10 protein-coding genes and 1 pseudogene are annotated in these 13,512 nt (G+C 61.7%); 7 read left to right on the forward strand and 4 right to left on the reverse strand.

Annotated features, from left to right (window positions below):
- The first annotated feature begins 35 nt into the window (after nucleotides 1-35).
- The gene (locus FJ548_RS16170; protein ID WP_246678680.1) at nucleotides 36-1,145 is read left to right on the forward strand and encodes an aminotransferase class I/II-fold pyridoxal phosphate-dependent enzyme; all 1,110 of its coding nucleotides are present in this window, start codon (nucleotides 36-38) and stop codon (nucleotides 1,143-1,145) included.
- A gap of 160 nt (nucleotides 1,146-1,305) precedes the next feature.
- The gene (locus FJ548_RS16175) at nucleotides 1,306-2,709 is read left to right on the forward strand and encodes an FAD-linked oxidase C-terminal domain-containing protein (protein ID WP_140778392.1); all 1,404 of its coding nucleotides are present in this window, start codon (nucleotides 1,306-1,308) and stop codon (nucleotides 2,707-2,709) included.
- 54 nt (nucleotides 2,710-2,763) lie between these two features.
- Here FJ548_RS16175 and FJ548_RS16180 read toward each other — a convergent pair whose 3' ends face one another.
- Nucleotides 2,764-3,663: a LysR family transcriptional regulator gene (locus FJ548_RS16180; RefSeq protein WP_140778380.1), complete on the reverse strand. Its 900-nt coding sequence runs from the start codon at nucleotides 3,661-3,663 to the stop codon at nucleotides 2,764-2,766.
- 85 nt (nucleotides 3,664-3,748) lie between these two features.
- On the opposite strand from FJ548_RS16180, the gene FJ548_RS16185 reads away from it, so the two are divergent.
- Nucleotides 3,749-4,567: a phytanoyl-CoA dioxygenase family protein gene (locus tag FJ548_RS16185; protein WP_140778381.1), complete on the forward strand. Its 819-nt coding sequence runs from the start codon at nucleotides 3,749-3,751 to the stop codon at nucleotides 4,565-4,567.
- Between the two features lie 202 nt (nucleotides 4,568-4,769).
- Here the strand turns inward: FJ548_RS16185 and FJ548_RS16190 are convergent.
- Nucleotides 4,770-5,082, reverse strand: a pseudogene (locus tag FJ548_RS16190) (transposase); the annotation flags it as partial.
- A gap of 418 nt (nucleotides 5,083-5,500) precedes the next feature.
- Between FJ548_RS16190 and FJ548_RS16200 the strand changes: the two are divergent.
- From FJ548_RS16200 to FJ548_RS16210, 3 genes are all read left to right on the forward strand, one after another.
- The gene (locus FJ548_RS16200; RefSeq protein WP_246678681.1) at nucleotides 5,501-7,102 is read left to right on the forward strand and encodes an HD domain-containing phosphohydrolase; all 1,602 of its coding nucleotides are present in this window, start codon (nucleotides 5,501-5,503) and stop codon (nucleotides 7,100-7,102) included.
- 90 nt (nucleotides 7,103-7,192) lie between these two features.
- Nucleotides 7,193-7,465, forward strand: coding sequence for a hypothetical protein (locus tag FJ548_RS16205; RefSeq protein WP_140610904.1), 273 nt, complete (start codon nucleotides 7,193-7,195; stop codon nucleotides 7,463-7,465).
- 72 nt (nucleotides 7,466-7,537) lie between these two features.
- Nucleotides 7,538-8,671: a substrate-binding protein gene (locus FJ548_RS16210; protein ID WP_140778382.1), complete on the forward strand. Its 1,134-nt coding sequence runs from the start codon at nucleotides 7,538-7,540 to the stop codon at nucleotides 8,669-8,671.
- 455 nt (nucleotides 8,672-9,126) lie between these two features.
- On the opposite strand, the gene FJ548_RS16215 is transcribed toward FJ548_RS16210, so the two are convergent.
- Entirely contained in the window at nucleotides 9,127-9,870 is a 744-nt protein-coding gene (locus FJ548_RS16215; protein ID WP_181168810.1) for a DUF1194 domain-containing protein, read from the reverse strand.
- A 476-nt stretch (nucleotides 9,871-10,346) separates the two neighbouring features.
- Here FJ548_RS16215 and FJ548_RS16220 point away from each other — a divergent pair, with 476 nt between their 5' ends.
- The gene (locus FJ548_RS16220) at nucleotides 10,347-11,474 is read left to right on the forward strand and encodes a helix-turn-helix transcriptional regulator (protein ID WP_140778384.1); all 1,128 of its coding nucleotides are present in this window, start codon (nucleotides 10,347-10,349) and stop codon (nucleotides 11,472-11,474) included.
- A 232-nt stretch (nucleotides 11,475-11,706) separates the two neighbouring features.
- On the opposite strand, the gene FJ548_RS16225 is transcribed toward FJ548_RS16220, so the two are convergent.
- Entirely contained in the window at nucleotides 11,707-12,873 is a 1,167-nt protein-coding gene (locus tag FJ548_RS16225; RefSeq protein ID WP_140778385.1) for a sulfite oxidase, read from the reverse strand.
- Nucleotides 12,874-13,512 lie beyond the last annotated feature (639 nt).

Consider the following 13,512-nt stretch of genomic DNA (forward strand, 5'->3'; position numbering starts at 1 on the left):
AGTCACCTATACAACTATGTGCAATGGATGTCGTTATGTGGGAGCCAATCTTTGCCGTCGGCGATCAGGGATCTGATGCCCCCAGGCCTAGCGGCCGGCTGGCGGGATTGCCGAGCTACGGTCGGGGGCGGGCGGGGCAGGGCGTCGTTTTTGCGCACAGGCTCGGCTCCAATGAGGCGCCGGACCCACCCAGCGCCGCCATTCAGGCCGCCGTGGCAAGGGCAATGGCGGGTGCACACCGCTATCCGGACCTGCGTGGCGAAATGCTGGTGGAAGCGTTGGCAAGCCGGCATGGCTTGCCCTCCGACATGATTGCGGTATCCGCGGGCTCGGTCACCATGCTGGACCAACTCGTCCGAGCATTTTGCGACCTTGGCGACAGGGTCATCACCGCCTGGCGCTCCTACGAGGCTTATCCGATCATTGTCGGCGGCGCGGGGGCGCGCCTCCTCGAAGTGCCGCTGGACAGCGACCATCGGTTAGACATGGCAGCGATCCTCCACGCCTGCAGGTCCCAGGCGCGAGTGGTGATCATCTGCAATCCCAACAATCCGACCGGCACCATGCTTGGGCCGGCTGAATTGGAGGCTTTGCTGGATGCCATACCCGCGCAAACGCTCATTATCCTCGATGAGGCTTATGCCGACTATGCCGACGAGGCGGGCATGATTGCATCCTCTCCCGCGCGACGTCTTTCCCGACATCGAAACCTGGTCGTGCTGCGCACCTTTTCCAAGGCTTGGGGGCTTGCCGGCATGCGGGTCGGCTACTGCCTCGCGGATCGCAGTATCGTTGCCGCGGCGAACACGGTTGCGCCGCCCTTTCCGTTGCCGATGACCGCGCAGGCGGCGGCACTTGCCGCGCTTGCCGAGGGGGACGTGGTCACGGCGCGAATAACGGCCAGCGTTGAGCAGAGACGGCGCATGTCTGAAGGGCTCGCAGCTCTTGGGTTCCAGGTTGCGCTCTCGAAAGCCAATTTTGTATGGCTGGCGGTCGGCGAGGAGGCGGGGGCGCTGACCCTTCACTTGCATGCGGCCGGCATAGCGGTGCGCTGTTTTCATGGCGAGGGGGTGCGTGTCACAACGGGCACGGCCGCAGATACCCAGGCCCTGCTCACAGCGGCGGCGGCGTGGATGTCGAGATGAGGCAAGCGGCGCGGGACAGCCATCCACCGGCGCCCGCGGGTCGGCTACCTTGTCGCCCATCATGACCCCGACAGGATATTTTTTCACGGCCGCAAACCGTGGTCCCTCGATCCATTTCAGGCCTTCCAGCAGGCTGCGGACTAACAATCAGTTGAGCGCCATGTCGAGACAAAGCACCCTTCCCAGCGCGTTCGAGCAAACCATGCGCGACCGGTTTGCGGATCGTTTCCAGACCGGTACGGCCATCCGTGCTCAACACGGTTCCACAGCCACCTGGATCGAGAACCAGCCCCCGGATGGCGTGGTCTTTGCCGAGAGCACCGAGGAGGTGGCGGATATCGTCACGCTTTGTGGCGGCGCTGGCGTGCCCGTCATTCCCTTCGGAGCGGGCAGTTCGCTCGAAGGTCAGGTCAATGCACCAAGCGGCGGTATTTCCGTCGACCTGACGCGGATGGACCGCATTCTTTCGGTCAATGCCGAAGACATGGACTGCGTCGTCCAGCCAGGCGTGATACGCAGCCGCCTCAACGACTATCTGCGCGATACTGGCCTTTTCTTCCCACTAGACCCTGGTGCCGATGCAACGTTAGGCGGCATGGCCGCCACCCGTGCTTCGGGTACGACAGCCGTGCTCTATGGGACGATGAAGGACGCGGTCCTGTCGCTTCAGGCCGTGATGCCGAACGGCCGGGTGATCCGCACCGGCCACAGGGCGCGCAAGAGTGCGGCAGGCTACGATCTGACGAGGCTGCTGGTCGGTTCCGAAGGCACGCTCGGCATCATCACGGAGCTGACGATTCGGTTACGCGGCATTCCGGAGGCGGTGTCGGCGGCTCGCTGCTCCTTCCCAACCGTCGAAGATGCGAGCAATGCCGTCATCGGCGGACTCCAATTCGGCCTCCCCTTTGCACGGATCGAGCTGTTGGACGCAGCCACGGTCAAAGCGGTCAACGCCTACTCGCAATTGAGCCTTCCGGAGATGCCATTGTTGCTGGCCGAATTCCACGGCACACCCGATACTGTCGCCGAATTATCGGTGCGTTTTGGCGAGGTCGCGCGTGAGTTCGGCGCCACCGCTCTGGACTGGACGACCGATCCGCAAGAACGGACGCGGCTGTGGAAGGCGCGCCATGACCTGTTCTGGGCGGTCCTGGGTCTACGGCCCGGCGCCAAGGGTATCAGCACCGATGTATGCGTGCCGATCTCGCGATTGGCCGAATGCATCGGCGCGGCGACGGAGAGGGCGCAATCGGTGGGGTTGCTTGCCCCGATTGCCGGCCATGTCGGTGACGGCAATTTCCACAATTTGATCCTCATCGATCCGCAGAACCCGGCAGAGAGGGCCGCCGCCAAATCCTATATCGGCTGGTTGAACGAGCTCGCTCTTTCCATGGAAGGAACCTGTACGGGCGAGCACGGCGTGGGGCAGGGCAAACGCTCCTACATGGAGCGCGAGATGGGCCCGGCGCTGGACGTGATGGCGGCCATCAAGGCTGCGATCGATCCGAAGAACATCATGAACCCGGGAAAGATCTTGCCCGAACGATCTGAGAAGACAAGCTGACGCTTGGCGACCTCGTCAAGGCAGCGACGATAGAAGGCATTGGGCAGGGCCTGCTCATGCATGGTCAAACGCGTCAACGATGGCTTGCGAAGCCGGATGCACGATCGCGCTCTTCGCCCCGTCGAGCGAGCGAGCGAGAATGATTGGCTCCCAGGCGAAATCCTCGGTAATCGGAACGCTGGCAAGCGGCTCTCCGTCATAAGCGGATCCGCCCAGGGGTCCCGAATAGGCGATGCCAATGCCTTCGCCATGAGCGGCCAGGCTGCGCATGACCTCTAGCGCCCGCACTCTGTGATGGACGACCGGCTCCGCACCGATCCGTCTGAAGAGGCCCAGGACGTGCCGAACCGACAGCCCTTCTTCGAAGAGGATCAAAGCGCGCTGGCTGAGGTCCTTGAGACTGACTTCCCGCAAGTCAGCCAAGGGATCATCGATCCGCATGAGGGCGTGGGGTTGGACGGATGTGAGCGGTCGGCGCAGGAAACTTGCGTCGAGACCGAGGTCGAACGTCACGGCGATGTCGATGCGCGACTGCAGCATGTCGCGGGCGAGCGTCTCGAAATCGGCGATACGATAGCGAATCTCCGCTCCTGGAAGCTTGCTGCGCACGGCATCGAGCAGGCGGCCGATGTGAAGCGGCGCCAGATCCTCGAATAGGCCCAAGGTCAGGCGGCCGACAGTCGCATGCCGGGTGCGGGCAGGATCGTCCAACTGGCGGGCTTGCGAGAGGATGTCCTCGACCTTGGCGAGATAATCCCGACCAAAATCGGTCAACTCGACCGGGGCCCCCCTGCGTCGGATAAAAAGCTTGCGCCCAAGACGCCGCTCGACCTGGGTGATGGCGACCGAAAGTGAGGGTTGCGAAACGTTGAGCTGCGCGGCCGCACCGGAGAGGCTGCCGAAACGGCCCACGGCCGAGACATATTCGAACTGGCGAAGGGTAAGATATAGCATGGTCCTAAGACCATATTGCAATACTTATTATTTGCAACTATGAATGAGTGCGTGTTTGCTCGAACCATCAAATCGGGAGAAAGCAATGACACATCCACTCGTCGCACAGGAACAGATCGAGGACTATCAGCGCGACGGCGTCGTGCTCGTGCGCGGGCTGTTCAAGGACCACGTCGAAGCGCTGCGTGCAGGCGTCGCCCGCAACATGGCGGAGCCCAGCCAATACGGCGCCGAAAACCTCAAGCCTGGCGAAGCAGGCCGCTTCTTCGACGATTACTGCAATTGGGACCGCATTCCCGAATTCGAGAAGGTGATCCGTCACTCGGCGGCCGGCGAGGTGGCCGCGGAACTGATGAGGTCGGATTCGGTCCAGCTTTTCCACGATCATGTCCTTGTCAAGGAGCCCGGCACATCAAAGCCAACGCCCTGGCACCAGGATGGGCCCTACTACTTCGTCGAGGGGATGCAGACGGTCAGCTTCTGGTCGCCGCTGGATCCGGTGCGCGAGGCCTCGCTGCGCTGCGTCGCCGGCTCGCATCGTTGGCCCAAACCGGTATTGCCGACGCGCTGGCTCTCGGAAGAGAATTTCTACGCCGATAGCGACACCTATATCCCAGTCCCCGATCCCGATGCCGAGGGCATGGACATCCGCGAATGGGAAATGGAGCCGGGCGATGCCGTCGCCTTCAACTATATGACCCTTCATGGCGCACGCGGCAACGAAGCGGCAACACGCCGGAGGGCCTTCTCCCTGCGGCTCGTGGGCGACGACGCCCGCTATGTCCAGCGACCCGGGCGTACCTCGCCTCCCTATCCCGGCCATGGCATGTCGGCAGGCGAGAAGCTGCGCGAGGATTGGTTCCCGACGATCTTCCGCCGCGAAGCCGTGCGCGACGTCGGCTGATCAGCCACGGAAGATGGTCGACCGAGCGTCGTCAAAACCCCACGGCATAAGGCGAAGTTGCCTGGCTTTATCACGCTGCACACCTTCGCATGGCGAATGAATGTAGGTATGGTAGAGTAACCGCCACGCTCGGCGGCACGACGGTTTCTCGCCGCAATCGCCTGCCTGACCCCTCAAGCAGCGTGAGCCCTCTGACCACGTCGACCGAAATGACGTGAACCGCATCGCGAACATATTCGCCGCTGGAGTGCTTCACGGTCTCATGCCCGGCGAAGCTCTAACCAATGGCCATGAACGCGTTCGCCATCGCTCTCGAGCGGGCATTGGGGCGTAATCTGCGTTTCGATCGCGCGCTCCGCACCGCGGAGCGAAAGGCCGGTCACGAGGCGGCGTGCATCGCCGGTCGGAGCGCCCGGCGTTTCGTCACCCGGCCGTTGCACCATCGCCATGACTGGCGTTTTCTGAGTATTCGGCTGACCTTTTCGGCCTCGTCCGGGTGGCGGATCGTCTGGATGCGAAGCGGTTCGCCAAAGCTTTGCGCCTGCTTGTCGGCCGTTGGAGTCAGCCTCGTCGTCGTCTGAAATCAGACATCGTTCGCGACCGACGCTTGAGATCTGGTTGCGCCAAGACCCGACGATCAAGGTACGTGGTAGTCGACGCCAATATCGATAAAACCCACTATGTGATCGTCGGTGACGAAGTCGCCTATCAGGTCGACGCCGAAGGACCGCTTTGTAAGTACCTTGGTCTTGCCGATGAGTTCGCGCAGGATCTGGGGTGGGTTAATGTCGGATACCCAGCTTTATCACCACTACCGCGCTTGGCACCGTCGAGGTTACGGCTCTCACCTGTCGCAGCCAACCCAACGAGCCGCCGGCACCGGCTCTTGCACGATAAGGATTTCCCTAGGTGATAGCCGCATGCAGGCGTAGCATGCCGTCGATTTGGGAGGTGGCGATGACCAATGTCTCGATCCGCCGGGCGGATTTCATGATGGTCCTCGCCTATGCGTCGGATCTCGCGACAGGCCATTCTCGCGACTTCGCGCTGAAATCATGTGTGCTTGCGATGCGGATCGCCGAGCTTGCAGGCCTTTCCGAACAGGTTCGGCGCAATGCGTACCACCAGTCGATGCTGCGCTATGTCGGCTGCAATGCCGACACGGACCTTCTGGCGGCCACCTTCGGTGACGAAATCGCGCTCCGCCAGGATCTTGTCGGTCTCGACATGGGCAACCGTGCGGAACTGGGCAGGGTCTTCGTGCAGGCCTTCAAGCGGTTCTATTACGATCTTGAACCTGACGCACAGGCCAAGGCGATCGAGGCCGCGATGTTGCAGGCGCTGGCGGTGGCCCGCCCGGTGCTGACCGCGCATTGCGAGGTCGCGCAGCGGATCGGCGAGCGGCTCGGCCTGTCCGAGGAGATCCGGCGCAATCTTGGGCAGATCTACGAACGCTGGGACGGCAAGGGCCTGCCGCGCGGGCTGAGCGGCGAGGATGTTCTGCCAGCCGTGCGCCTGATCACATTGGCACAGGACGCTATTGCGCTCAGCGACGCCGCCGGTATCGAAGCAATGGCCGAAACCATCGCCAGCCGCGCCGACGGTCCGTACGAAGCGGAGCTGGCCCGGCTCGTCTCGACCAATGCAGCGATGTTGATGCAGGGTATCGGCGCGACTGTCGACCGCGACACAATCCTGGCGCTGGAGCCCGATCCGCCGGTGACGCTGGACGAGGCGGCCTGCGACCAGGCGTTCCTCGCCATCGCCGACATGATCGACATGCGCATGCCATTTACGCACGGCCATTCGCGGATGGTGTCGGAACTGGCCGCGGGTGCGGGGACACAGGTCGGGCTGCCCGCTGCTGACGTCCGCGCGCTGCGCTGGTCGGGCGGCATCCATGACCTCGGCGAACTCGTGGTGCCCGTCGCGACCTGGATGCGTAACGGTCCGCTGTCGGTGCGCGAGCGCGACGCTGCGCAGCTGCACGCCTACTACGGCGAGCGGGCGCTGACCTCCTTAGGCCGCGACAGCGATGCGATGGCCGCGCTCGTGCTGCGCCATCACGAACGGCTCGACGGCTCTGGCTATCACCGCAAGGTTGGCGGCGCCGACCTGTCGCCGGCGGCGAGGATCCTGGCGGCTGCCGAGGCGTTCCAGACATCGCGGGAGGAACGTCCTCACCGCAGGGCGCTGTCCAGCGAGGCGGCGGCGACGCAATTGCGCGCTGCCGTCCGCGAGGGCTGTATCTGCTCCGATGCCGCCGAGGCCGTGTTGTCCTTCGCAGGGCAGCCGTCGCGCCGGGCGGCGCCGCGGCCGCTGGCCGGCATGACGCCGCGCGAGATCGAGGTGCTGCGCCTGATCGCCGCCGGACTTACCGCGAAGGAGGCGGCGCGGAAGCTGGAAATCTCGCCCAAGACCGCGGACCACCATATCCAGAGCGTCTATTCCAAGATCGGCGTGACCACCCGCGCCGCCGCCGCGCTCTATGCGGTCGAGCATGGCCTTATCCGACCGGGCGAAACGCAGGCATAGGGAATCCACCCCATGTGCGCCTGCTCCGGGGCGCGCATCGTGCTCCTGTCGACGGACCAATGGTGGCCCCGACCGACAGGAGGAAATCAGATGCTTCTCGCAACGACCAAGGTGGCGGACGTCGACCACTTCATCCGTATCTTTTCGACCAAGGGCGCCGACAAGCGCCGGCTGCACGGCTCGAACGGTGCAACCGTGTTCCGCGACCCCAGCGAGGCCGACCGCGTCTGGGCGATTTTCGACTGGGACGCCGAGGGCTGGAAGAACTTCGTATCGGATCCGGAGGTGCCGGCGATCCTGCAGGAGGCCGGCCATGTCGGTAAGCCGCAGGCGGCACTGCTGCTCGGCCACTACGAGGCCTGACGTCCCGCGCCGCGCGCCGCCTGCCGCCCGGCAGCGGTGCGCCCGACCAACCCCAACAATCGGAGAAATCAGATGGACCCGAAACCCATCAAGATCGGCCTTATCGCCGAACTCACCGGCCCGTTGTCTTTCATGGGCATCGCCAACGCGAACCTCACGACCATGCTCGTCGACGACATCAACGCCAAGGGCGGCCTCCTCGGCCGGCCGGTGGAGCTCGTCATCGAGGACGGCGAGACCACCGAAAACGTCGCCAAGGCAAGGGCCGCGAAACTGATCGACGTCGATAAGGTCGACGTGGTCGTCGGCGGCATCTACAGCTCGACCCGCCAGGCCATCAAGAGCGAGGCGGTCTCGCGGGGCAAGACACTCTACATCTACACCGAGCAGTACGAAGGACAGGAAAACGATCCCTTGATCTTCTGCACCGGTCCCGTGCCCGCGCAGCAGGTCGAACCGCTGATCCCATGGCTCATGAAGAGCACCGGGGCAAAGCGGTTCTATTTGCCGTCGGCCGACTACATCTGGCCGCATTTGTTGAACAAAGCCGCGAGCCGGGTGGTGCGCGCCAACGGCGGCGAGATCGTCGGCGAGGAGTACTTCCCTCTCGATACCACCGATTTCCGGCGGACCGTGCAGCAGATCATGGCGAGCGGCGCCGACGTCGTCTTCAACACCATCGTTCCGCCGGGCCTGACGCCATTCTTTGACGAACTTTACAACGCCGGTTTCGGCAAGCGCGGCGGCAAGATCGTCTGCACCTACTTCGACGAGAACTTCTTCAATCTGGTGCCTTCCGAGCAGATCGAGGGCCTCTACAGCTGCCTCGACTACTATCAGGAACTCGACGATCCGTTTGGCCGTGCGCTCTTGCGTCGTTACCAGGACCGGTTCCCGGGCAGCGCGATGTTGACCGCAGGCAGCGGCTGCACCGGCCACTACCGGGCGATCAGGATGTGGGAAGCGGCGGTGACGGAAGCCGGCACGGTTGAGCGCGACGCGGTCATCCGGGCGCTCGATCATGCCCGCATCAGCGAAGGCCCGGGCGGCCCCGCCGAAATGGTTCCCGGCCAGCACCATGTTCGCATGAACATGTACATCGCGCAGGCACATGGCGGTCGCTTCCGGGTCGTGAAGAACCTGGGTCCGATCAATCCCAACGAACGCGTGCTCACCGGCGAACTCCACCTCGACAACGTGGGTTGACTTGGCCACGTCAATCCCGTTCTTCCAAGTGGCGAGGGCGGCCAGTTGCGTGCCTTCGCCACCCAACCGGACTCACAGTGACCGTTCCAATCACACAAAGCAGTTCATTGGTCGCAATGGTCAGTTTTACTAGCCACAATTCGGAACAGGTGTTGATGATGCCTAATCATCTCGGAAGAGTTTTCAAATATTGGAACTGAACTGTCGACGGTTGTCGCCGATATGGGCAATGGCGATCGCCGGAGGGAAATTGAGTCGAGTGCCAGGAGCTGAAGGGCCCCGATGCGAACGCGTAGCAGAACGAGAGGCGCAGCGTCGTTGTAGAGGAATTTCGAACGTGTTGCTGCCTGAGAACTCCACGATGTGCGCACGGGTGGGGCGTTCCGGCTCTCGTTTCGTAACGCCCGTGGCTTTCGTGACAAATCGGCCGCTGCGGAATTAACGTTAGGGGCTCTCTATCGTCCAGGCGCCTCTCCGACCGTGTCGCAATCGACAACCGGTCCTGAGTGGACCTGATAAGCCGCGGGGTGCACGCTGGCAGACAGACCAGCAATCTCATTTACGAGCTTGTTTCGGATCGCGTTTGCAAAGTCGGCTGTCTTCGCTACGGTGACAACGAAAGTCCCGGAACCGCCGATGACGCAGCTCTCATAGTACAACTCGACATAGCGCGGACCAAAGCTGTCGAGTGTGTCGTCTGCGTGCAGCGAGATCACCAGCCCATTGATGGTCACGCCATCGGCTATGAGTGTGTCGTGCACCGGTTGAAGCGGAAGGCCGGCATTGTTGGGTCCATCGCCGGAGACGTCGATGACTTGGCGATCGCCTGCAGGCCCACCCGCCAGCAGCTTGCCCGCCAACAGGAGCGCCCCTGAGATTGAGGTGCCGCGCCCCCTGATGATTGGTTGGGCTCGCAGCGCCTCTGCGAAGGCGGCCGCATCTTCGGGCTGCTCCAGAATAGCCCATGGTATCCGCACGCTCTGGTGGTCTGGGCCTGCCCACTCGACATAGGTTATACCGATTCTGCCGCGCCGGCCGGATTTGATGGACTGCCAAACTTTGGCATCCTGGAGCGCTTCGACATATCCTTCCCGCTGCAGCCGTTGTTCCGCCTCGCTCATTGAAGATGATACATCGACGCTAAGAACCAGTTCGAGATCCACCGAGGAAACCGGCTCAGCCGTGGCTGACATCGACATTGTCACCCCTACCGCGACAGCGAACAATCGGCCTCGTGCCTGTCCTTTTTGCCCAGCGTAGCGTGGAACGAAAGACACCATCTCACTGCGTCCATCCGATGGGAGATCGGGAAGATGCTGCCGGCGACTTTGTCTGCCATCACCCGTATGGGTGAATATCGGGACTACGCTGCTCCTAGCGAATGTGGGCCGGAATCCAGCACCAACGCGTCGAGATTCCTGCCTACCGGGAGGTGGGAGATGCCTGAGCGGGCCGCGCAAGTCTGGTACGACGCCGTGGCACCGGCACGCGCGGCGCCGAGGATGTCCGCCTCTACGCCCGGTCAGAATTACCGACCAGATGGCCAAGTGAGCCTTATCGTCGCCTTTCACCACGTCCCGCAATCGGCGATGAGTGACTTGCTGTACTGAATTTCAACCATCTGTGATATCGTCGCGGGTGAGTGGTAACTCATCCAAATGAAGGTGGGTTTCGAATGGCTCCCGACGCAACCGCACTTGCCCTAGAGGCCTGCTACGACGCCGCTTTCGAATTTGAGCGGTGGCCGGGAGGGCTGCAAAAACTTGCGGATGCGCTGGGCGCGACGAGCTGCGCTCTCCGCACCTGCGAAAAAGCGCACCCTTTTGCGGCCGATCAGCGTGGTAAAGCCGGCTGCGTGCCGGACTCCACGGAACATGCTGAATTTTCGGCTCTTTGGCATGAGCGGATCGGAGACGCTCCCAGTCCCCATCTTGAGAGGCCGCAGCTGCTCGCGAAACCCCCGATCAGTTTCACTATAGAGGACGAAATCACAACTCCGGAGGAACGAAGGGGGCTGTCTTATTATGAAGAGATCGCCCGTCCCGGACACCGAGAATGGTGGGCCTTGGTCGGCTTGGTGGTCAAGAACCGCAGATGGGGGGTGTCGCTGTACCGCGATGCTCAGAGAGGACCGTTCTACCCGAGCGAAGCTGATCATTTCCTGAGAGTGGCGCCGGACCTGAGCCGGATCATAAGCGCAGCAGAGAAGCTCGGCGAGCTATCTGTCGGTCCAAGCCTAGTAACTCTTGATCGGCTCAATTTTGGCGCGGTGCTGCTGGACTGTCGTGGATGCGTGAGGCGGTTTAACGAACGCGCAGCAGCCCTGTTCGGCTCCGACCTCGTTGTCCGACACGGCCGCATCCGCGCGACTGATCAGCCGAGTGACGCCCGTCTTCAAGGCTTCATCAGAGCCGCCGTTTCGGGTCTGTCGGTTCGGTCCGAACCCGTTGTCATTGCGCGCCAGGGGTACCCCCGGATGATAGCGGAGGTGATGCCCATGACTGCATTAGGGCATGATCTGTTCAATGGCGGCGACATCCTACTGTATTTCACAAATCTTATGACCGAACCGGTTCTAAATGAGCAATTGCTGAGCGTGACTTTCAAGCTGACAAGAGCGGAAGCGCGTCTGGCCTCGCAATTGGCATCGGGGGAAGGCATTCGCACGGCGAGCGCAAAATTGGGCATCAGCCGCGAGACTGCCCGAACGCAGCTGCGGGCTGTTTTTGCGAAAACGGGGACGTGCCGACAGGCCGAACTGGCGGCACTGTTGTCCCGCTTGCGTATACCTTCCCTGCATTAGACGGCCACTCTCCCAGTTCAGTTTGGCCACAATGTTAGCGAGAGGCGATCCAAGGTCCGCCTTTGGTCATAATGAGCCTACCTATCCCCTAAATGCAGTGCAGCTTTGCGCGTCTAAGCGGAAGTCATCCCTCACATGCGAATACGCTTGCTTGATAGTGACGAAATGACCCCATGTTCCGCATGAGGTCAATCGATTCTCCTGAGGTGGGTACGGCCGACTGGTAGACTTCTCAAACAATGCCGATCCGACGCGTGACCTGGCCGTTGCTTTCCCAGTATGTATGTTTCCTGGTAATCCATGGATCATCCATGGCAGGCTGGATTTGTCCCGCCATATCAGTGGCACGCGAGGTGACCGTATGCTCGCCCTTTGCTGGGTGTTTCCAGTCGAGGTACCACACCTTCCAGGCGAATTCAGCTTCTTCACCATGGTCTATCGTCGCTTCAAGCCATGGGCCGTTATCAACCTTCACTTCGACCTTGGCGATTGGGGCCCCCCAGGCTGCACCGCTGATCCGGTATCCGGCATCGCTACGCGTCACTCTGGCAGGCGCCGACTTCAGCAATGCACGGCCGACCGAGGTCTCGGCCCACACCGTCTCGCCATTGTGCTCTTCCTCGCGGATGGTGACGTAGTCTCGTGCCATCAATTGACTCATGAAGCGCGTGTTGCGTATCTCAATGCGCTTGAGCCACTTGACATTGGCGATGCCATACCATCCGGGGGCGATGAGCCGCACCGGGGAACCGTTGGGTGGCGGCAGGGCGGCCCCATTCATCTCGTAGCAGAGGATGTTGTTGGGGCTCATCGCATCGGCGAGCGACATGCTGCGGGCGAAATTCTGATGCATCTTGACGTCGCGGTTATTGTCCTTGAGAGCGATGTCACCGATATCAGTGCCCCAGAAAACAACTTCGATGCCGTTTTCGTTGACCCCTGCCTCCTCAAGTATGGCGGCGAGCGGCGTGCCGGCCCAGCGGGCGTTGCCAATGCCGCCGATAAAGAATGGAAAACCATGATTGCCCGAACATTCCACCGTGAAAGCCACTTCGTGGCGCGGCCGCGCCTTGAGGTCGGCGAGCGACAGGCTCAGATGCTTCTTCACCAACCCATCAATTTCCAGCTCCCAGGCATTCACATCGATGCTTGGCCGATCAAAATGAGCGATGCTGAAGAACTTGTCATTAGGCGTCACCCATGAATCCATATCCTCCCAGACAAGCTGGTTCTGGATGACCGCGGGAACAGGATTGGGCTGCGGCTGGTCTAGCCACGGGATCACGCTCTCACCCGCCCGGCTTGGAAAGGCTTGGGCAAACTGTGAATTGAAGACCGCCAGTGCGGCAACGGCCGCGCTACCTTGAACGATGAATTCGCGGCGTGCAAGATGATGCATAATGGTTTCTCCTCCAGTGTGAAAAGCTGTTTTCTCCTCCAGGCATAAAAGTGACAGCGGCCGGAATCGCACGAGGGAAGGCCGGCCGAGGCGGGCAAATCTTGAGAGCGCTCGGAATCTGGCGAATAGAAGCGCGCCGTGTTTAGGCAGATTTTCCCGCTCTCAATCGCAGGCTCTATCAGGTCCCAGCAAGCGATCCGAAAATGTACGCCTTATGTGCGTTCGTGGCGAGGGCAAACGTAAGGATTCGCTAATTAATAACGAGCGTTACCATCAAGATGGGTCTGTCCGCCGATTGCGGCCTTCCCGTTCGGTGAGATCAGCGCTTTGTTAGGTTGTTGCACCAGCTATTCTGGAGAGCCTCCTGGTTAATCACCCATCCCGTAGCTGCACTAGCTCCTGCGCCGCAGTCCAACACAATATACGCCACCGGGCGACAGACTCGCATCGGGTCGAAAGCGGAATGGCGGCTTCTGGCTAGTTCGCTCCAGAGCCGGATCGTCGGTTCCCGGCCCAAACCAGCCGCGCTCATGCGCTCACCGAACCCCTTGCAGGAAAGGGAAACCCCGCTTGCATTGAAACTAGTGTTCCTCCTGATCCTTAGGTTCGCCAGAGCATACGAGATGCTACGAAGAATAT

This window comes from Mesorhizobium sp. B2-4-17 (assembly GCF_006441275.1).
In the GTDB taxonomy this organism is placed as follows: domain Bacteria; phylum Pseudomonadota; class Alphaproteobacteria; order Rhizobiales; family Rhizobiaceae; genus Mesorhizobium.